Genomic DNA, 21786 nt, shown 5'->3' on the forward strand with positions numbered 1-21786 from the left:
TTAAGAATGGCTTACCACATCCACATTCAGCTCCAAAGATGCTTTCAGAATCTGATGGTTATCCATTTCGACGATTGTCCATCGATGATTGCCATGCACAATGGGAACAGGCTCCTCTTCTAGTGAGAACTGTTGCACCTGCAACCATCCGCCAATCGTATCCACGCCATAATCTTCGTCGAACACAAGACCGAATTGCGCCTCGATATCCTCCAGAAGCACAAGACCACTTATTAGATATTGATGCTCCGATACTTTCACTACATTCGGCTGCTCATCATTATCGAACTCATCTCGAATTTCTCCGACGATTTCCTCAAGTATATCCTCCATTGTAATCATACCGGCTGTACCGCCATATTCGTCGATAACCAATGAGATGTGTACACCCTTCTTCTGCATCTTCCGGAGTACATCCTGAAGCGGTGCCGTTTCGTGGACAGTGCCAATTTCATGAATCATCGATTTCACTGGTGTTGATCGTTGCAGCGCGATGTCCGTTACAAGCTCCTTGGCATTCAGGAAGCCGATTACCTTATCTTTATCTCCATCCTGCGTTACAGGATATCGTGTGTATTCGTAATCATCAATAATAGCCAGAATTTCCTCTTTGCTCATTCGTTCGTCGATCGCAACGACCTGCATTCGAGGTACCATAACGTCCTTCGCCACACGTTCGTCGAAGGCAAATATATTTTGCATATAGGCTAGCTCCGTTTGGTTAATCTCACCGCTTTGGAAGCTCTGCGCCATAATAATTTTTAATTCTTCTTCGGAATGCGCTTGCTCATGTCCAGCGGGTTGTACTCCGAACATGCGGAGAAATAAACGTGCGGATCCATTGAGCAGCCAGATCAGAGGGAATAGGATCTTACCGAACATAACTAGCGGTCCCGCGAGTAAAAGTGTCATACGTTCAGCGAATTGGATCGCCAGTGTCTTAGGTGCAAGCTCTCCGAATACGACATGCAGGAAGGTCATTAACGACAATGCAAGCGCAAAGGAAATTGGTGTTGCCCATGCATCGGAGACGCCCCAGTCATGGAACAAAGGATGTAGAATCTTCTCAATGGTAGGTTCGCCTAACGCACCTAATCCGAGTGCCGTGACTGTAATTCCGAGCTGACAAGCTGACAGATAATAATCCAGATCCATTACTAGACGTTTTGCCGCAATTGCTTTTTTGTTGCCTTCTGCAATCAACTGATCAAGTCTTGACATCCTTACTTTAACAACGGCAAATTCGGATCCCACAAAAAAAGCCGTTAATACGATCAGCAGTGCGACTAGTAGCAAGTTAATGAAGATAGATAAGTCCAATTGTTTCCCTCTTGAGAGGGATTCACCTCCGTAGAATATAAAAAATAGTTAACTCCTGGTTCATACGCACGAACGAGCCTATTCGTTCCATATTATTCACCCGATAAGATGCTTTTATGATGAAACAATCATGCCATTAAAGATTAACACCTATAAACACCATTATGAATACGATAGATAAGCTTTAGCCCTGCCCCACTAATGTCTCGTATGATTACTAATCAATCCCAATAGGAGTGATCCATGATGTCCTTTTTCCCACCATTCGGACCGCCGCCTGGTCCCCCATTTGGCCCTGGTCCCGGTCCCGGTCCTGGTCCTGGCCCTGGCCCTGGTCCCGGTCCTGGCCCTGGCGGACCTTCCGGCCCTTACGCCGCTCCCGCTTCGCCGCCTCCATCCTTTGTTCCACAACAGCCGTCAGCTTCGCTGCTGGCGGTAGATCCAGGCGGAATTCGCCGCTGTGCATTCCGCAACACGTATATTTGGATGCATAACGGTAACCAATTCTGGTTTTTCCCAGTCTTTGTCGGTCCAACCTCGATTGCCGGCTTCCGCTGGAACGGATTCTTCTGGATGTTCTCGGGATTCGATCTGCGATCGATCGAATCCTTCACTTGTTTCTAATCATTCCATGCGCACGAAGAAGAGCCCTTCTATTGGGAAGAGCTCTTCTTCGTGTGCCGACATCTTCATTCTCAATCCATCAAATATGGCGAATTCAATATACTCTCAGGTATTTCGATCATATCCCGTTCATTGTGCGCGGCAAAAGTTCCTGTTATCGATTGTACACGGCTTTCTTCTTTCATCTTGTAATCCAACGCCACAGCGAACGATATAGGGGCGATCGTCGACTTATCGTAAGCGAAATCAAAGGTTGCTTCTCCTGTAAGTATGGATGGCACGAGGAAGATATCCTCGCCCATAAACATTGCGTTTAATTGTTGCTCATCCATAAGTAAGCGAATACGATATTCATCTGGCGTTTCTTCTATTTTTAATTTATTCGTGTATTGAAGCAACATTTGAAGCTGTGCATATGGACTTGAGGTCAGTAGTTGATAATCCACTGCAAGATACAGAGGCGCCGGCATATTGCCGGGTCCTGTTCCTGGATGATCGTTCTTAAACCACTGGGTCCCGCCCATAGTGAAATAGGTATGCTCTGGTGTTCCATAAGACTCATGCTTGACAGGCGGTTGTGCTGAGTGAGTAAGAGTGGATGAATAATAAGTCGGTTGCTCATCCCAAATGATATCGATTCTTCGGCTTGCTTGAATAGACACCTTATCTATAAAATCAATGGTCTCTCGAATCGTAAGCTCGATAGAAGAACCGCGAATGTCGACTGCCCGCTCCAGCAGCTCTTCCACCCTCCGATGATCCGCTTCCAGCGTGTTCGATTGTAGAACATCTACGCCTTGATCCGCTTCTATTGGTACAGACGCACTCCTATTCCGGTCCCCATTGATAGCAGCAACATCACCCAACGTCGAAGATATCCTATCCCGCTGCTCTTCTTCCTCCTCCGTTATGTGCCCCGTTCCCGTCTCACATGTTGTCAAAGTCACCAGAAACACAAACGCTGTCAGTGCCAGCAGCCGTCTCTTCTTCATACGGACTCACCCTTTGCATGTTCATCCACTTCCCTATAAGGTTAGACGTAGATATTTCTTCAATAGTTTCTAAAATCAGGAATTTATTCGAACAAAAGAGCGACCGAAGCAGCAATCGCCGCTCCAGTCGCCCCTTTGACCTTATTGTTTCGTTATCCGAACATCATCGATATGAAGGACTGTGCCTCCCGGTGAGTTCACATAGAAACCAACATCAATCTGCCCGCTTGTCACGTAGATGTTGTCAATCGAAATATACTTCCATACGCCATCATTCGAGATGTTGTAATACTGCGCGGACCCGCCATGGCTGCTAATTTCGGCTCGCGCTATGGAAGGTGTTGTACCCGACAACCTTACCCATGCCTCAAACTTATAATTCGTATTGTTGGTCGGAACCGATACCGTTTGATGGATGCTTTGTTGATACGCGCTCGAAGCATAGAAGTATGCCCGCTGTAATCCGGTCCACGGCGGCTCAGGAGGATTAATCCCGATTCCGCTGTCTATCCCGAACGCCAGCGCCTGACCGCCTGGATGCCACTCTGACCAATTGCTATTCTGATCATTCCACCGCTCGAATCCGGCATTATCAAGCAGATTCCGTTCTGATGCGGCTTGCACTGGAGTAACCGCCGAAACCAAGATACGATCCAGATTCACGCCTCCGCTGTCTCCTGTATCGTATTTGAAGGCAACCTTATTCACCCCTGCGCTCAGAGTAACTGTCTGAACATGATCCGTCCATAGATTCCAGTTCGCACCCGGGCTGGTCAGACTGTTCTGACGCACTTTGGAGCCGTTGACGAAGGTACTGATCGTCTTCGTCGATCCTGACCCATTCGCATAACGAAGCGCCACTTCGTAACTGCCAGCTGTCGGTACATCAACCTGAAGCTCAGCCTGTGCGCCAAGCGATGTGATCCCATCTACGAAGCGCGATCCCGAGTAGAACCAGTGATCGTAGCTCGTACCCGCTCCTCCGGTTAGCTTCGCTGTCTCTGCTTCGTATTTGGCCTGCACGGGTACGAACGGCACTTTGATATGATCCAGGTTCACGTTCCCGCTGTCGCCTGCACCGTCGTCATACTTGTATGTGATGATATTTCTGCCTGCGGTGAGCGGCAATGTCTCTGTCTTGGTGCCCCATGTACTCCAGCTAGCCAGATGATTGAGAGCTGTCTGCTTCACGCGTGTACCATTCACATAGATACTTACCGTTTTCTGCGAGCCGGTACCGTTCGCATATCTCAGCTCTACATCATAGTCCCCACCGACAGCTGTATTGGCATAGAAGGTTACTGCCGCTCCCTCTTCATCAAAGCCGTCTACGAAACCAGCGCCCGTATAGCCGCTATGATTCGTATTCGTACTTGCTTGGGTAGCTGTCGTAAGTCCAGACAAGGACGCTTCTTCCGCTTCATACTTCGTCGAGGAGGCCGCAGGACTGCCGCTGCCCGTTACGACTATGCTTTGTGAAGTGCCAAGCGCAGCATCCACCTTCACATAGGTAACAGGTCCGTAGATATCCTTGCCTGTCGTCCAACCTTCACCCGCTGCCGCTTTGAGCGCATCAAGGTCCGCATAGGAGGACATGCTCGAAGCATTGTCCGTAACGGCTGTACCCGCTTTGCCATGCAGCTTGACAAGATAATAGTCTACCGCAGGTGTATAGGAGCCTGACTTGGCAGCAACATCGAAGCTATAGCCGCTGCCGCCATTGTCTTGTGCAGACAGCTCTTGCTTGAAGTAACCTCCGCTCTCGTAATCATACGATGAACCATCATCATCGTAATACTCGAAGCTAGTCTCCGACGTCGATGGGAACACATCCACATGGATGGTATCCGCTGTCAGCTGTCCGGCGTAATCCTGAACGGCTTCGCTAGGAATGATCGCACCTTGTTTGACGAATAGAGGCATATCCGTCCAAGTCTCCGCATTCACAGGATAGCTGATCGTCTGACCGCCAGCGTAGCTGTGTCCTCGGAAATAATCGATCCAAGTACCAGCAGGCAGATAGACCGTCTTGGAGGTCTGTCCCTTCTCAACGACTGGCGCCGCCATCAGCCAGTCGCCGAACATCCAGGCATCAGACGAATCTTCGACATTGCTGTCGCTTGGATAATCGAACAGCAGCGGACGAACCAAACCTACACCGCTGTCATACGCACTTCTTTCGTAGGCGTACATATAAGGCAGCAGGCTGTATCTAAGCTGAATAGCGCTTTTGGAAACCTCTTCGGCTGTCGAGCCATAGTACCATGGCTGCCGCTGCTGATTCAGATTGCCATGCGTTCGGAAGACAGGGGTAAATGCGCTGAATTGCAGCCATCTGGCGTATAGCTCAGGAACAGGATTGCCAATTGTTCCATTCGCCTGATTGAATCCGCCGGAGTCCATTCCCCATTTCATCTGACCTAGATTAACCGATGACAACATCACTTGACGCTGCTCCTTCATTCCCGTCGCCCAAGGCAATAGTTCGCCCTGATAGAATTGAGAGCCTATATCTCCTGACCACAAGGAAGTAGCATATCGTTGTGCACCAGGATAATACGTTCGCGCAGTCTGCCATACACGCTGCTCATCATTGGTATAGGCACGTTGCCCCTCATACATGGCTTGTGACCAGTGTGTCGTCGTAAAGTTGCCGAACCAATATTGTGCCAGACCGGATGATACCTTGTCCGTTTCATCATTCCACCAGCCTGCTATCCCCCGATCGAATGCCTGCTCCGAGTTCTGCCACAGCCAGCTTCGCACCGTAGCATTATAAGGATCGACGCTCCTTACCTTAACGGGGATAAAGTAGTCTGTATACTCACTATGACCGGGGTACCAATAGCCGCCAGACTGCGCATCATAATATTGAGATGTTCGCGCGCTGCTCAAATCCTCCGTTATAATCCGCGGCTTCGTAATCCCAATCAGCTTCATTCCTAATGCATCCATATCATCCTTCAAATCGGTAGATGAAGCATCCGGAAAGTTGGTCGTGTTCCACTTAAATTCACCGTAGTTGGTTTCTCCATACTTCTTCCAATCGTAATCCAGCGCATAAGCATCGATCGGAATATCGCTTGCACGGTAGGTCTCTACCGAGCTTTCCAGCTCTGCCTGATTGATCCCCCACTCAAAGTTGCTGAATCCGAGTGACCACTTCGGCATCATCGGAGCAGACCCTGTAATCGTGGCATACGAGTCCATAATTTCGTACGGGTCGCCTAACATAATGTAGTACTCCACATTGGCCTTGCTATACCTTCTGCCTTCAGTTGGCGTTCCGCCGTAGTAGAATTCAAGCTGGCCCGTGCTGGAATCGGTATAAGGATAGCCTCCATCACTGTCTACCAACAAGCCATATCCTGCCGTTGACCACATGAAGGGTCCGCCAGAGTCTCCCTGCTCGCCTGCATGTGCGGGATGACTGCTGTCATTGCGGAGCAAATCTCCCTCATACTCCACAGCACTGAAGCTCCGTATCCCATACACATTATCGCTGGCAGCATGCTCGAATCTTACTCCATCGTAGAATACGCCACCACTAGACGGCTCCCACAGCAGCGTTGTTCCGTCTGCCTTCTTAATCGTCATTCGAGTAGGTGTCTTATCAATTTCAATCTTCATCTTGCTCGTTTCAATTAAGATCGGATCACCTGCCGTATTGATTGTTGCCCCTACGGCTGACCAGGTCAGGTTCGGATCGATAATAGGCGTGCTGCTGCTTGAGGCTACACTATTGGGCCGATAGTTGACCTTCAGAATATCATCCTCAGCGACCAATATTTCCAGCAAATCATCACTGGGCTCGGCCCCATTATTAATCGTAAGCGTCAAAGCATCACCGGATACAGACACTCCCGTAACATTACCTAATGCGGACACATAGGCCTCTGCAGGCTTGTAGCCAGGAAAGCTGGCAGAAATCACCACTATACCTGCGAGCCACGCATAGGTGATCATTCGAAACGTTCTTTTCCGATTAAGATTCATCATGGCCAAGGACACCTCTCTTCTTCGAATCATGAATTCAACTACCTATTGCTCTCGCGTGACCGAGCTTATCGTATAGTTAGATGATCTACATTAATCCCGAGTGAATCCGTGCCATCGTATTGAACCTTAATTTTATTGCGCCCCGCTACTAGTGTGAGAGATGCTGTGGAGGTCCCCCATGTATCCCAATTGGCTGTCACCGGAAGCGACATCGTCGCCGCACTGCTGCCGTTGACATAGATTGTCCGAGATCCGGTTCCACCTCCTGAGCTATATTTGACATCCACATTATAGCTGCCAGCAGACGGTACGAAGACATCGAATTCGATATAATCGCCAATGGATGCGAAACCATCGACAAACCCCGTACCGATATAACCGGTATGATTGTCATTCGTCGATACAGCATAGTGTGCCGCATATTCCGCCTCGTAAGATGCCTTATGCACGCCACTTAATTCAACTGTACGCGAGGATGTTCCCGCAGCTACCTTTACGTGGACAAACTTGTTAAGCGAATCAAAGTACCAGCCCTGCGAGCTTCCAGCAAGCGCGCTCAAACTATAATATTGCGTCAATCCGCTGGCATTGACGGTTACAGCAGAAGGCTTGGTTGTGTATACCTGGACGGTACTTGCAGTATCCATCGCTGGTAGCACTACTGTCGTTTCATTGGAGGCGTAATTCTCCGATGAGGTAATCGTCTTGATCGATGCGCCGACCGTACCGCCGCCTACATCATCGTTCCAAGCATACGACGTATTCCCATCCGGATAGACACGGAATGCGAGATTCGTATAGCTGTCCAGATCATTGCCGATCGTGCCGCCAAGCTCATAATCTCCATTCAAATTCAGCGGAATAATCGCACCTGACTTCACGAATACCGGAATCTGGTCATGCCCGGCATAATACGAGATCGTCTGGCCTCCAGGTCTAGCCGCTCCGTAGAAGAAATCGATCCATTCTCCTTCAGGCAGATAGATGCTCTTATTGTATTGCGATTGCTCCACGATCGGAGCTACAAGCAGATTATCGCCGAACATATATTGATAAACCAGATCATGGGTGTTCGTGTCCTCTGGATATTCGACCGCCATCGATCTCATGAGAGGTACGCCTGTCTGACTTGTCTTCGTGGCTTCACTATAGATGTAAGGCAATAGATTCATTCGAATGTTCATGTACTTCTGGAACACGTTCATAATGCTTGTATCGCCGCTATTACGCGATACCGAATTCCACGGTGTACGCTCTTCGCTCGTACTCGGATTAGCCTTCTCTGAGTGAATTTGTACCACTGGCGTAAACGCAGACATCGTCACCGAACGTTTATACAACTCGGCTGACGGATACGTCCCTGTGAATCCGCCAAGATCCCAGCTCCAATACGGAACGCCGGATATATTCGCGCTCAGCCCAGCAGCCAGAGATTGCTGCATCGTTCCAAACGTCGATTCTTGGTCACCCGCCCATATAGCCGGATATTGTTGAATGCCTGTCGTCCCGGATCGACTGAAGGATGCTGCATCCGCATTCTTGGACTTGGCGTAATCATAGTACGCCCGAATATATTCATTCGGATACTGGTTACGCATCTCATCCCCCTTCTTGCCGTTGTAGAAGGTGGTGTCCCTGCCCCAGATCACTTCGCCTCCATCCGTCTTGAACCCGTCGATATGGAGATCATCAAGCAGATAATCCCGCTTCTCGAACCACCAGTCCTCTGCCGCCGGATTCGTGAAGTCCATGACAAGACTGTTGCCGAACCAGCCTTCTGGTATACGGTAGTCGCCGCCATGACCATCCTTGACCGCATAGTCTTGAGCGATCATATAGGCTTCATCGTTGTCCTTCTGTTCGTAGGCATATCCGGTATACTTCATGGTAGGCGTCTGCCACAGCAACACGCGCAAACCTGCAGCATGAATATCTTCGATCATACCCTCGGGATCCGGCCATCTGCCGCCATACGTAAAGTCCGACGATGAGAAGGACTCATCTCCAGCCTTCGCCGTATAGGTTGCGTCATTCCAGACATAGAACGTATGCTCATCACTCCATTGCTCCAAGACAAGCGCAGTTGCCGGAATATTATACGTATCTAGATTGTCCAGTACCGTATTAATCTCCGATTCCCTATCCCATTCATTGGCGGACAGCCATAGTCCAAAGCCCCACTTAGGCAACAGCTCAGGCAGGCTCGTCGACTCTGCATAATTAGATATGACTTCTTTCAAATCATCACCGCTATAGAAGTAATAGTCCAACATTGAGGTCGAGCTTCCTCCCGTATCGACCGTGAACGTGTACATATCGGTAGGGAGCGGCGAAGAAGCCATCTCGAATTTCGAATAGTACGTGCTGTTGACCAGCAGTCCATATCCGTTTGTATTCAAGAAATAAGGGATGGCAAGATACGTTTTTTCATTTTGATTCAAATATTGGTTATAAATATAAGTCTCAACAACGTCTCCTCGCTTGCCGAAGTTGTTGTACCTCTCCCCGAAGCCGTAAAACTCTTCATTGCTTGGGGTGTAGAAGTTATCCTGTACCTTATCAATAATGCTTGTCCCATCTGTCAGCCAAGACATGTTCCGATTCGAGCCTGGATTATAGTGCTGCGCGATAAGGGTTGTCCCATCCGACTCATAGACATTCATCTTGAAAGGATTCTTATCGATCTTGATAACAAGATCCGCCGTTGTTACGGTGTAAAAGGTTGTGTTGTCGGTCACAGAGAACACATCTACACCCGTCGCGAATGCACCTGTTCCATTAGGTGACATCTGAACTCGGAACACATCCGCCGAATCAAAAGCCAGGTTGATCTTGGGAGAGAAGCTCCCCGTATTCGCGGCTGCATTCAGCACAAGATGTGTGCCGTTGTCGGTATAGCTGCTTACGCTAGCGATGGATTCCCAGTCCGTCACGGTAAATTCGAATGGTCCAATCGACTTCTGGTTACTACCATATTGATCTGCCTTTACCGTATACTCGACATGGTCTCCTTTATTGAAATCACCTAAAGCCACTTCCCAGAATGTGTTATTCGTCCCGCTGTCGTTGTACTTCCACGAACCGCCTATTGCAGATTGCGGCACACCGTTCAGCTCCCATTCGATCCACACGGACTGACCAGGCTCGATTGGCCAAGTATTCAACTTTACGAACACGTCCTCGCCAGCCTTCGGATCCTGCGGATAACGTTCTGCAGCCTCTGCGATATAACGATCTTCAACTCCGTATGGTGTATGCCACACACCATTAATGGCATACGAGTGTGGAACCGACATGAACATGAACACTAGAATAAGCAAGCCATAAATAAATGATTTCGACTTTTTCCTCTTCATGAACATTAAGAACTCCTCCTTCATCGATTTCGTTCTTACAGGTTACCAAAAGCCTCCAGTCCATTAGTTAATCCATTATGATGAGAAAACATCACCTCCTCCCGCCTCATTCGCCTCAGCCCCTCCGAATCCGAATGCTCGATTCCCCAGTTGCCAGCGTAATCAGCACATCTTGTTCACGTTGCAGACAGCTGCCGACTCCACGTTCATTGGCGTTATGGACGATCGCAAGATCGTTCCCGCCGACGGTGACCGATGTTGCTGTACCGATGGAACGGAAGCACAGCACAACGGACTCGGTTGATTTAAGCTCTACTTCGGCATCTATCTCACCTTCAGAGATTGTCGCTTGTATCGTGACCATCGTCCCGAGCTCATCCTCGAAACGATAGTCGAGAGAATCCGCTACGAAGATCATCATACTGAGCTGCTTGTATGAATCCACAGCATTCCCGACATGACTCGCAAGCTCGACCTTATCATTGAGGTTCAACGGCACTACGCTGTTCGCTCTCATATAGACAGGGATGCTGCTCAGATCCGCCTCAACCGTCACCCATTGACCAGTGGAATGAAGGGCATCCCGTCCGTGCAATAGCGGCAGCCAGCTTCCCTGCGGCAGATAAAGTTCAACCTCCGTGGCCCCTTCCTCCAGGATCGGCGCTACTAGCAGTTCCTCGCCGAACATGTATTGCTGCGTCAAGCCTGCGCAGGTCGGATCACCACCATAATCGAGCAGCATCGCTCTCATTAATGGATGTCCTGTACGAGAGCTGCGCTCGGCTTGTTCATAGATATAAGGAAGAAGATTCATCCGCAAATCCGCATACCTCTTATATTCCGTTAATACTTCCGGGCAGCCCGTGCGCTCCGCGATATTCCACGGCGTACGATCGAGATTGAATTGCCCTTTGCTCTCGGCATGGTATTGCATAACCGGACAGAAGACGGCCATCTGAACGGAACGGATATAAAGCTCGGCCGTTGGAATCTCGCCTGAGAAACCTCCCAGGTCCCAGCCCCAGAACGGCACCCCTGACAATCCGCTGGATAGGCCGGCTACGACACTGGCGCGATACGCCTCGAAGGTCGACTTCTCATCCCCCGCCCAGTGCAGCGGCATCGACTGCGCCCCCGAATATCCTGCACGACTGAAGGTGATCGCCCCGCCTTCTACGAATCGATTAGCAATGCTGTGGAACGCCCCAATATACACATTGGGATAGCTGTTCCTCATCTCCGCCCCGCTCCTGCCATCATGGAACTGCACATCCGAGCCATATATACATTCGCCGCCATCGGTCTTGAAGCCATCAATCAACAGCTCATCCAGCAAATACTGTCGTTTGGACAGCCACCATTCGCTAGCCGCCACGCTTGTAAAATCAGGGACCAAGCTGCCTCTGAACCATTCGTAAGATGGAATTCGGTATGGCGTGCCATCCCCATTCTTGACTGCATGCTCGCCGGCAATCATCGCCCGTTCATCTTCATCACGCTGCGCGTGTGCGATACCGTCCATATATTTCATCACCGGCGCTTGCCAGAGCAGCAGCTTAATCCCTTGCTCATGTATTCGCTCTACCAGCTTCTTGGGATTCGGCCATCTGCCCCACTCCGGGAAGGTGAAGTCGTTATAGCGGAACCGTTCGTCCCCATCCTTCTCCTCATATTGCGCATCATTAAAGATATAGAAGGTCGATTCATCGCTCCACTGCTCCAGAACCATAACGGTTGCCGGTATCTCATACCTCCGGTTCTGCTCCAGCTGCCAATCGGTTTCCTTCTCGCTGTCCCAGTTGTTGCTCGACATCCACGGACCGAATGCCCACTTAGGCGGCAGCTTCGGCTTGCCCGTTAAATCTGTATATTGCTCGATCTGCTTCAGCAGCCCACCATGGAACATATGCAAAGTCATCGCTGGGGCATCCGGGCGAACACTGGCTTCAATCTGCATCAGCTCCGGCTGTTGTGAACCACAACGAAACACGGAATATAGGGTGCTCTCCAGGAACAAGCCATAACCTTCGGAGCTAAGCACCAATGGGGTCGGCATATACGTACGATAGCCCTGATCCTTATATTGATTAAATACATAGTTGTCGAGCTCTTGTCCTCTGAACTCCATCCCTGCAAACCGTTCACCAAGCCCATAGAGCTTTTCTTCATCGGTCAAACGACTATTCCAGCGTACCTTGTGGGTTCGGCCTTGCTGATCCGTCAGCACCTGAATACGTGCAAAGTCGTGTCCTGGCATCTCGATAGAGATTGCCATCCCCGACTCGTCAACTCTCCCCCATGACACTTCGCCCTCCGCCACGGTTAATTGAATGTGACCTATCCGATACGTACCATCCTGATGTTGGCTTACAGAGTCATCCGTCCCCAGATCTTGCTCTTCGGAAACATCCCAGTCCAGACTGCAGGCGACCCCCTCTCCTGTCTTCCACAATTCCAATTGTATGGCACGGTGATCGTTCAGCTGCTCGGCCTCGCTTGACCTATATCGAAGCACCAACCGATTCTCCCTCTGCAGGATTCCATCCGCGACATCCAGATTCGCCCATTTCAACACGTTATAAGTAAACCGTTCGGATTCAATAAGTCCCCAATCACCTTGGGCGACAAAATAATACCCTACTTCGACTTGCTCCCCACAAGCAGGGATCGTCGCCTGCCAATAAGCGTCGCTCTCCACACGATCTCCCATACTCATTTCGACCACATGCTCGGCGCCATCCGCCGCATGATAGTGAAGCCATACAAGAGGAGGCTGAATCTCCGATTCAATGACTGTGCGTACGATGACATCCTCACCTGCTGTAACCAGCCGAGGCGAGCGTTCATCTGCTCCGAACATATAAGGGCATTCACTACCAAGCGGCTCATGGCGGAAGTGCACCCGCTTGAGTTGATCCGACGAACGGAGCTGCGATTGTGCGATTTGGATCCAGATCGACGGCTCATCCTCGTTACTCGAATTCACCGCTTGCTCCAGCAGCGTTTTTGCACGTGCTCCCCTACCGCATTCACTGTAATACCAAGAAAGGATGGCAGCGTAATCCCCCTTCGCCCCCTTCTCATCCAGCCTTTCAAGCGACTTCAGCAGAGCCAGATCTCCTGCGCTGATGAATCCGAATGGAACCGCCGCAAGAATCACATCCTCCCAGACGACATCCGTTCCCTTCTCGCTCACCAGATGCGTTCCGATCACATAATCAGTGAACAGCGTACTTCTAATTTCTTTGCCGATACGCTGCACATCCTCCGATTTGATGGCTTGCGCAGCAGAACGGAGCGCTGCATAATAGATAGCCAGATGACTCAAATAGACCCCTTGACGATCCTCCCATAACCAGTGAGGAGTCGTTTCCTGCCAGTTGCGATCGATAATCGCGATACATTTTTGCACCATATCAACATTGGCCTGTATCCGGGTCACGTCTCCTGAGGCTACCGAATATTCGCTAATCAGCCATAACCAGTACGCACATTGGAGAGGCTCGTTATCGTTCATATCCAGCAGCGCGGTAGCATGATCGATATAATTCGCTACTTGTTCTATTCGCTGCTGACGCAACTGCACATAATGGAATAAAGTTTGGTCCCGCCAGCTATTCGTCTCAAGCACATGGTTCATCTATTTGATCCCTCCAAGTTGTAACCCAGATTTGAAGTAACGCTGTGCAAACAAATACAACACAATAATCGGCGCCATCGAAATCAAGCTTCCCGCCATTAGAATGTTGTACTTACTGCCGTATTGACCGTTAAGTGATCCCAGCGCGAGCGGCAATGTCATCTTATCTTTATCCGACAGAACAATTAATGGCCAAAAGTAATCTCCCCATACCCCCATGACAGTCAGCACAGCAAGCGTAATAATAATCGGCATACTCAGCGGAACGATTATTCTACGGAATACGTTGAGGTGCGAAGCGCCATCCATAAACGCCGCATCCAAAAAATCATTGTGTATCGTCTTAATAAATTGCCGCAGCATGAATACAGCAAATGCATTAAACACAGAGGGGATTAGCAATCCCGTAAATGTGTTAAGCAAACCGAGTTCCTTTAGAATGAGAAATACGGGTATGGTAGTCACCTGACCAGGCACCATCATCGTTGCCAAAAATAAGGAAAACACCACTTCTCGTCCTTTAAACGCTACTTTGGCGAAGATGTACGCCGCTAACAAGGAGGAAGTAATCGTTATAAGCGTAGTCGCAACCGTTATAAAGGTACTGTTGAATATAGCTCTTCCAAAAGGAAACAAGCTGAACAATCTGGAATATGCTTCTGTACTGAAAGGGTCCGGTATCCATTGGATGGGGATCAGGAGGTAAGTACCTTCTGCCTTCAAGGATGTACTCAACATCCATACAAAAGGCAGTAGGGCAAAAGCGGCAAGCAATGAGGCTGATACATAAAAGGACAACGTTTTGAAAACCCGATTATCCATCATAATGCACCCACTTCTTCTGAAGTTTCATCTGGAGCATAGTAAAGATGAAGATAATAGCGAACAAAATCCACGAGAAGGAAGAAGCAAGTCCCATCTTATAATATTTGAAGGCCAGCCTATAGATCCGCTCTACCATAACCTGCGTTGATCCATATGGACCTGCATCCGTCATAATCATCACCTGCGGGAACAGCTGGAAGGAGCCGATAATGCTAATAATCATAACGAAGAAGAGAATGGGAGACAGTAACGGCAATGTGATGCGCTGCAGTCGTTGCCAAGCGTTGGCACCATCAATTTGAGCGGCCTCATAATAATTAGGATTAATACCTTGAAGACCTCCTAATAGAATAAGTGAGAAGAAGCCCATATCCTTCCACACGCTAGCAAGCACGATACCCGGCATCGCCCACGTTGGATCTTGCAGCCAAGCTGGTCCTTCTATGCCGACATAAGATAACAACGCATTAATCGGACCATAGTTCGCGCTAAGCAGCCACTTCCAGATCAACGCGCCGGCAACCCATGAAGTAAGAACAGGAATGAAGTAGAGAACACGATAGATACTCATGCCTCGATATTTGTTATTGAGAAGGATGGCTGCCCCGATCGAGACGGTCAGCATAAGCGGAATGTAGAGGATGATGTAGTAGGATGTATTGCGGAACACTCTCCAGAATTCTTCGCCGGATAAAATCTCGGTATAGTTATCTACGCCTACAAATTGTGGCGTTCCAGCTGCCGGATTCCAAGAATTTAATCCATTCCAATCTGTAAAGCTGATCATAAACGAATAGATGATAGGGATGAAGCTGAATACAATCAGCCCCAGACACGAAGGCAGCAAGAAGGCTAGGATCACGAGCCACTTCTTCACATTCTGATTAGCTAACATGAGACACCTCGTTTGGATCGAGCAGGCGGTCATCTTAGGTAGCACAACAACCGCCTGTGCTCGATAGCGTTTTGAGTGTTATTTCAACTTAATTTTCTCTTCCAGCTCACGCTGCGCATCCGCAAGCGCTTGCTCTGCCGTTACCGCCCCTTGCCCTGCCTTCGTCAAATGCTGGGTCAGAATATCGTTCATCTCGCCGAACTGTTCAATAACCGGAGGTGTGATCAAATACTCCAATGATTCGAACACCGCTTCGCGGTTGTCAGGAGGGGTAATTTTCAAGTAGCCCTCTTGGACTTCAGGATACGTAACAGCCGGCAGCTCCCAGTTGGCATCTAAGCGAATTTGCGCGGCTTCTTTACTTGAGGACATAAAGTTAACCCACTCAAAAGCAGCCTGCGCTTCTTTGCTCTCTTTGTTAATGACATATCCGTTCGCAAAGAAGTGCGTCGCTTTTTTCTTATTACCTGGTTCGACTGCTATATCCCAATTAAATTTCACATTTTGTACGAAATCCGGGAATGCCCACACGCCTGTCAAAAGCATACCTAATCTCTCACCCTTGAACAGCTCCCAATCGCCAACACCGCTCATCTGAGCTTCGGATGCCATGACATTGGAGACATTGATTCGGTCTGCCATATGTTTAAGCGTCTCTACATTTTCCGGTGTATCGACTGTGAATGCTGTACCATCCTCGTTCAGTAAGCTTCCTCCATTTTGTTGTACCGCCTTAAAGAATTCAAAGAAATGTACGCCCTGCGAGATCCCGAAAATATCATCACCTAGCGCACGGATCTTCACCGCGGCTTCGTCCATCTCTTTCCAGGTCCAATCACTTGTAGGATAGGATACATTTGCTTTATCAAACAGATCTTTATTGTAGATGAGTACGACATTGGAGAAGCTTGCCGGCATCCCGTATTGCACGCCGTTTTCTTGGAAGGCATTAAGCGCTTGCTCATAGATGACCGAACGATCGATATCAAATTCGTTCAAATCCTTAAGCACACCCTTCTTGGCATAAGAGAAAAAGTTTTCAAAGTTCAACTCGTACGCATCCGGCGCTGTACCTGCTGCTACTCTAGTCTGCATCTGTGTAAAATACTCTCCGAATCCGATTGTCTCAATCTCTACCTTAATGTGAGGATTCAATTCTTCAAACTTGGCCTTCATCTTCTCTAACGCCGGCGCAGCATCTCCTGCACCCGAGAAATTCGCAAACTTAATCGTCACATTCCCTTTCTCTGAACCTTTGTCTGTATTGCCCGAGGTGTCATTAGAATTGCTGCAACCAACTGCCATGATGACAAGAGCTAAAACCATTAGTGCAGAAAGCGCTTTCAATAAACTCCCTTTGCTCATTAGCACTTACCCCCTCGATAGACTATTATTCAACATCATCTATCATTAAACGTTGCCTAATGGCATTAAACGTTTAACTTCCTAACGGTTTGCCTCTCAACAATCTCTAATGGCACTAAGTATTGGAATCCGCCTACTTCGTTAGCCGTTCCTTGTTTGATGTTCTCCATCAAATGCCGCGCAGCCATTTCTCCCTTTAATGCAATCTGTTGTCTTACCGTCGTAAGCGGCGGGAAGAACATGTGTGCCCAGGAAATATCATCGAAACCAATGATGGATACATCCTCCGGCACAGACTTGCCGCATTCGAATAATCCGCGTATCAAACCAAATGCCACAAGGTCTGCCGTTGCAAATACAGCAGTCATTTCTGGATGCTGCTCTGCAATGATGCGACCTGTATCATAACCATGCTCATAGGATACAGACTCTTCGAATACTAAATCCGGATTATAGAACAACCCAGCCTCCTGCATTGCTCTCTTGTAACCCAAAAATCGTTTCTCTACAACACCATCACGTCTAATCATACCTGTAACAATACCGATATGGCGATGACCTTGATCAATGAGATATTTGGTCGCCATGTATCCGCCTTGCTCGTCATCAATTCCCACATTGGCGAAGTATTGATCATGGACATAGCTATCAATTAACACGATTGGAATGTTTACTGATTTACATTCTTCGTACAGTTGCTCTGGATAGATTCCCATAATAATGGCGCCATCCAAATTTCGAGATGTAGAGATATCCAGATATGACTTCCCCTTCTCTACCCCCGCCAAAATGATATGGTATCCATATTCCCTAACAACCGCTTCGATGCTGCTTATAATTTCGCTATAAAAAGGGTTTTGTAGAACGAGCTGCTTATGCTCTTCTGTCTGTGGAATAATGAGGCCAATTAATTCTGAGGTGTTCTTGGATAACCCTCGTGCGGAGATGCTTGGAATGTAGTTAAGTACCTTAATCGATTCATAAATAACAGCGACTGTATCGTCAGAAACCTTATTCGCCTTGCCATTCAATACATAGGAAACAGCTGCTATAGATACACCGGCATGTGATGCAACATCTTTAATTGTTGTTTTTCTCTTGCTCAATGTGGCTAGCTCCCTTTCTCGGTTAAGCGTTTAACCAAACTATAATACGGATGCCTAATATTGTCAATATTTTTTTGTAGCGCTTTCATAAGGTTTGTACGCAGCAAAAAACCCTTCGTTATCCGAAGGGTTTCTTCATGGTATGGTGCGCGTAGAGGGACTTGAACCCCCACGGTCGCCCGCTAGATCCTAAGTCTAGTGCGTCTGCCAATTCCGCCATACGCGCGTGGGTGATGCTTGGGTAATAACTGGTGAGCCATGAAGGACTCGAACCTTCGACACCCTGATTAAAAGTCAGGTGCTCTACCAACTGAGCTAATGGCTCTTAATAAAATGGCTGGGGATCCAGGATTCGAACCTAGGATGACGGAGTCAAAGTCCGTTGCCTTACCGCTTGGCTAAACCCCAGCGAACGGTATGGTGGAGGATGACGGGATCGAACCGCCGACCCTCTGCTTGTAAGGCAGATGCTCTCCCAGCTGAGCTAATCCTCCATGAATGGTGACCCGTAGGGGATTCGAACCCCTGTTACCTCCGTGAAAGGGAGGTGTCTTAACCCCTTGACCAACGGGCCTTAAAAGTTATGAAGCAAGATGTCTTGTCCTTGATGGGAATGGAGCTCTCAACCGGGATCGAACCGGTGACCTCATCCTTACCATGGATGCACTCTACCTACTGAGCTATGAGAGCAAATGGCTCCCCGAACAGGACTCGAACCTGTGACAACTCGATTAACAGTCGAGTGCTCTACCAACTGAGCTATCAGGGAACATTAAACAAGTCATGATTAGTGTCCTTAAGCATAAGCGGTCAAGACAATTGCGAACTCAATGTGTGTTGCACATTGAAAACTGGATACGAAAGGTTTGCTGAACCTTAAAGCTGTTGCTTATCGTTTGTATGAACAGATAAGCGTGTAGGATAAGCCCTCGACCGATTAGTATTCGTCAGCTCCACACATTGCTGTGCTTCCACCCCGAACCTATCAACCTCGTCGTCTTCAAGGGGTCTTACATACTGGGAAATCTCATCTTGAGGGGGGCTTCACGCTTAGATGCTTTCAGCGCTTATCCCGTCCGTACTTGGCTACCCAGCGGTGCTCCTGGCGGAACAACTGGTACACCAGCGGTACGTCCATCCCGGTCCTCTCGTACTAAGGACAGCTCCTCTCAAATTTCCTGCGCCCGCGACAGATAGGGACCGAACTGTCTCACGACGTTCTGAACCCAGCTCGCGTACCGCTTTAATGGGCGAACAGCCCAACCCTTGGGACCTACTTCAGCCCCAGGATGCGATGAGCCGACATCGAGGTGCCAAACCTCCCCGTCGATGTGGACTCTTGGGGGAGATAAGCCTGTTATCCCCAGGGTAGCTTTTATCCGTTGAGCGATGGCCCTTCCATTCGGTACCACCGGATCACTAAGCCCGACTTTCGTCCCTGCTCGACTTGTAGGTCTCGCAGTCAAGCTCCCTTATGCCTTTGCACTCTTCGAATGATTTCCAACCATTCTGAGGGAACCTTTGGGCGCCTCCGTTACATTTTAGGAGGCGACCGCCCCAGTCAAACTGCCCGCCTGACACGGTCCCCGTACCGGTTTCACGGTACTAGGTTAGAACTCCGATACGATCAGGGTGGTATCCCAACGGCGCCTCCACCTAAGCTGGCGCTCAGGCTTCAAAGGCTCCCACCTATCCTGTACAGATCGTACCAAAGTCCAATATCAAGCTGCAGTAAAGCTCCATGGGGTCTTTCCGTCTTGTCGCGGGTAACCTGCATCTTCACAGGTATTAAAATTTCACCGGATCTCTCGTTGAGACAGCGCCCAAGTCGTTACGCCATTCGTGCGGGTCAGAATTTACCTGACAAGGAATTTCGCTACCTTAGGACCGTTATAGTTACGGCCGCCGTTTACTGGGGCTTCGGTTCACAGCTTCGGGTTACCCCTAACCGCTCCCCTTAACCTTCCAGCACCGGGCAGGCGTCAGCCCGTATACTTCGCCTTACGGCTTCGCACAGACCTGTGTTTTTGCTAAACAGTCGCTTGGGCCTTTTCACTGCGGCCCCCTCGGGCTATTCACCCTACCGAGGCACCCCTTCTCCCGAAGTTACGGGGTCATTTTGCCGAGTTCCTTAACGAGAGTTCTTCCGCGCGCCTTAGCATGCTCTGCTCGCCTACCTGTGTCGGTTTGCGGTACGGGCACCTAGATCTAACTAGAGGCTTTTCTCGACAGCCGGAGTACATGACCTTCGCTACTGCAATTTTCGCTCCCCATCACAGCCCAGCCTTATAGTTGGCGGATTTGCCTACCAACTAGCCTCACTGCTTGGACGGACTATTCCATCAGTCCGCGTCACTGCCCTTCTGTGTCACCCCATTGCTCAAACAATCTTCGGTGGTACAGGAATATCAACCTGTTGTCCTTCCACTACGCCTTTCGGCCTCGCGTTAGGTCCCGACTTACCCTGAGCGGACGAGCCTTCCTCAGGAACCCTTAGGCTTTCGGCGGACAAGATTCTCACTTGTCTTTTCGTTACTCATACCGGCATTCTCACTTGAATGCGCTCCACCAGTCCTCACGGTCTGACTTCAACGTACATTCAACGCTCCCCTACCCAAGTAAATCACAAGGATTTACGTTGCCATAGCTTCGGTGGTGTGTTTAGCCCCGTTACATTTTCGGCGCAGAGTCACTCGACCAGTGAGCTATTACGCACTCTTTAAATGGTGGCTGCTTCTAAGCCAACATCCTGGTTGTCTGTGCAACTCCACATCCTTTCCCACTTAACACACACTTGGGGACCTTAGCTGATGATCTGGGCTGTTTCCCTCTTGACAATGGATCTTAGCACTCACTGTCTGACTCCCGGTAAGCATGTCTATGGCATTCGGAGTTTGACTAGACTTGGTAACCCTTGGCGGGCCCCGCATCCAATCAGTGCTCTACCTCCACGTCACTCATAACCGAGGCTAGCCCTAAAGCTATTTCGGGGAGAACCAGCTATCTCCGAGTTCGATTGGAATTTCTCCGCTACCCCCACCTCATCCCCGCACTTTTCAACGTGCGTGGGTTCGGGCCTCCAGTGCGTGTTACCGCACCTTCACCCTGGACAGGGGTAGATCACACGGTTTCGGGTCTACGACCACGTACTTAGGCGCCCTATTCAGACTCGCTTTCGCTGCGGCTCCGGCTTTCCACCTTAACCTTGCACGTGATCGTAACTCGCCGGTTCATTCTACAAAAGGCACGCCATCACCCCTATAACGGGCTCTGACTTTTTGTAAGCGCACGGTTTCAGGTTCTTTTTCACTCCGCTCCCGCGGTGCTTTTCACCTTTCCCTCACGGTACTGCTTCACTATCGGTCACCAGGGAGTATTTAGCCTTGGCAGATGGTCCTGCCGGATTCCGACGGGGTTTCACGTGTCCCGCCGTACTCAGGATCCGTCTCGGAGAGTGCTTGCTTTCGGCTACAGGGCTTTTACCTGCTATGGCGGACCTTTCCAGATCTCTTCGCCTACCAAACACCTTTGTAACTCCATGTGAGACGTCCTACAACCCCAAGGAGCAAGCTCCTTGGTTTGGGCTAATCCGCGTTCGCTCGCCGCTACTGACGGAATCACTTTTGTTTTCTCTTCCTCGGGGTACTTAGATGTTTCAGTTCCC

At 49.4% G+C, this 21786-nt stretch carries 10 protein-coding genes, 7 tRNA genes and 1 rRNA gene (1 of these 18 running past the window's edge); 1 reads left to right on the plus strand and 17 read right to left on the minus strand.

What is annotated here, in order from left to right:
• Positions 1-1320 (minus strand): hemolysin family protein, encoded by a 1320-nt coding sequence (locus ACX1C1_RS04180; protein WP_458955905.1) that lies wholly within the window; start codon positions 1318-1320, stop codon positions 1-3.
• Positions 1321-1563: 243 nt separating this feature from the next.
• Here ACX1C1_RS04180 and ACX1C1_RS04185 point away from each other — a divergent pair, with 243 nt between their 5' ends.
• A complete protein-coding gene (locus tag ACX1C1_RS04185) occupies positions 1564-1944 on the plus strand; it encodes a collagen-like protein (protein ID WP_458955906.1) in 381 nt (126 codons plus the stop codon).
• A gap of 71 nt (positions 1945-2015) precedes the next feature.
• Here the strand turns inward: ACX1C1_RS04185 and ACX1C1_RS04190 are convergent, their stop codons facing one another.
• The 16 genes from ACX1C1_RS04190 to ACX1C1_RS04265 all read right to left on the minus strand — a co-directional run.
• Positions 2016-2936 carry a DUF6612 family protein gene (locus ACX1C1_RS04190; RefSeq protein ID WP_458955907.1) on the minus strand — a complete coding sequence of 307 codons (921 nt, stop codon included), beginning with the start codon at positions 2934-2936 and terminating at the stop codon, positions 2016-2018.
• A 141-nt stretch (positions 2937-3077) separates the two neighbouring features.
• A complete protein-coding gene (locus tag ACX1C1_RS04195) occupies positions 3078-6965 on the minus strand; it encodes a TIM-barrel domain-containing protein (RefSeq protein ID WP_458955908.1) in 3888 nt (1295 codons plus the stop codon).
• Positions 6966-7000: 35 nt separating this feature from the next.
• Positions 7001-10291, minus strand: a complete 3291-nt coding sequence (locus ACX1C1_RS04200) for a TIM-barrel domain-containing protein (protein ID WP_458957591.1) — start codon at positions 10289-10291, stop codon at positions 7001-7003.
• 115 nt (positions 10292-10406) lie between these two features.
• Positions 10407-13931 (minus strand): glycoside hydrolase family 31 protein, encoded by a 3525-nt coding sequence (locus ACX1C1_RS04205; RefSeq protein WP_458955909.1) that lies wholly within the window; start codon positions 13929-13931, stop codon positions 10407-10409.
• The gene (locus ACX1C1_RS04210) at positions 13932-14756 is read right to left on the minus strand and encodes a carbohydrate ABC transporter permease (RefSeq protein ID WP_458955911.1); all 825 of its coding nucleotides are present in this window, start codon (positions 14754-14756) and stop codon (positions 13932-13934) included.
• A complete protein-coding gene (locus tag ACX1C1_RS04215) occupies positions 14746-15651 on the minus strand; it encodes a carbohydrate ABC transporter permease (RefSeq protein ID WP_458955912.1) in 906 nt (301 codons plus the stop codon). Before ACX1C1_RS04215 ends, ACX1C1_RS04210 begins: the two co-directional genes overlap by 11 nt.
• A 78-nt stretch (positions 15652-15729) precedes the next feature.
• Complete coding sequence (locus tag ACX1C1_RS04220; RefSeq protein ID WP_458955913.1) at positions 15730-17016, minus strand: ABC transporter substrate-binding protein; 1287 nt, start codon at positions 17014-17016, stop codon at positions 15730-15732.
• A gap of 65 nt (positions 17017-17081) precedes the next feature.
• On the minus strand, positions 17082-18122 hold the full coding sequence (locus tag ACX1C1_RS04225; RefSeq protein ID WP_458955914.1) for a LacI family DNA-binding transcriptional regulator: 1041 nt from the start codon (positions 18120-18122) through the stop codon (positions 17082-17084).
• 143 nt (positions 18123-18265) lie between these two features.
• A tRNA-Leu gene (locus ACX1C1_RS04230) sits at positions 18266-18348 on the minus strand.
• Between the two features lie 23 nt (positions 18349-18371).
• Positions 18372-18447, minus strand: a tRNA-Lys gene (locus ACX1C1_RS04235).
• Between the two features lie 9 nt (positions 18448-18456).
• A tRNA-Gln gene (locus ACX1C1_RS04240) sits at positions 18457-18530 on the minus strand.
• 10 nt (positions 18531-18540) lie between these two features.
• Positions 18541-18616: transfer RNA gene (locus ACX1C1_RS04245), tRNA-Val, on the minus strand.
• A gap of 5 nt (positions 18617-18621) precedes the next feature.
• Positions 18622-18696, minus strand: a tRNA-Glu gene (locus tag ACX1C1_RS04250).
• A 40-nt stretch (positions 18697-18736) separates the two neighbouring features.
• Positions 18737-18812: transfer RNA gene (locus tag ACX1C1_RS04255), tRNA-Thr, on the minus strand.
• Between the two features lie 3 nt (positions 18813-18815).
• Positions 18816-18891 (minus strand) — tRNA-Asn (locus ACX1C1_RS04260).
• A gap of 148 nt (positions 18892-19039) precedes the next feature.
• Positions 19040-21786: ribosomal RNA gene (locus tag ACX1C1_RS04265) — 23S ribosomal RNA — on the minus strand (it continues 190 nt past the right edge of the window).

The sequence above is a fragment of the Paenibacillus sp. strain BS8-2 genome, from assembly GCF_054483835.1.

Coding starts and splice junctions, on each gene's coding strand:
- ACX1C1_RS04185 (WP_458955906.1), top strand. CDS start 1,564: ATGATGTCCTTTTTCCCACCATTCGGACCGCCGCCTGGTCCCCCATTT.
- ACX1C1_RS04190 (WP_458955907.1), bottom strand. CDS start 2,936: ATGAAGAAGAGACGGCTGCTGGCACTGACAGCGTTTGTGTTTCTGGTG.
- ACX1C1_RS04195 (WP_458955908.1), bottom strand. CDS start 6,965: ATGATTCGAAGAAGAGAGGTGTCCTTGGCCATGATGAATCTTAATCGG.
- ACX1C1_RS04200 (WP_458957591.1), bottom strand. CDS start 10,291: ATGAAGAGGAAAAAGTCGAAATCATTTATTTATGGCTTGCTTATTCTA.
- ACX1C1_RS04205 (WP_458955909.1), bottom strand. CDS start 13,931: ATGAACCATGTGCTTGAGACGAATAGCTGGCGGGACCAAACTTTATTC.
- ACX1C1_RS04210 (WP_458955911.1), bottom strand. CDS start 14,756: ATGATGGATAATCGGGTTTTCAAAACGTTGTCCTTTTATGTATCAGCC.
- ACX1C1_RS04215 (WP_458955912.1), bottom strand. CDS start 15,651: ATGTTAGCTAATCAGAATGTGAAGAAGTGGCTCGTGATCCTAGCCTTC.
- ACX1C1_RS04220 (WP_458955913.1), bottom strand. CDS start 17,016: ATGAGCAAAGGGAGTTTATTGAAAGCGCTTTCTGCACTAATGGTTTTA.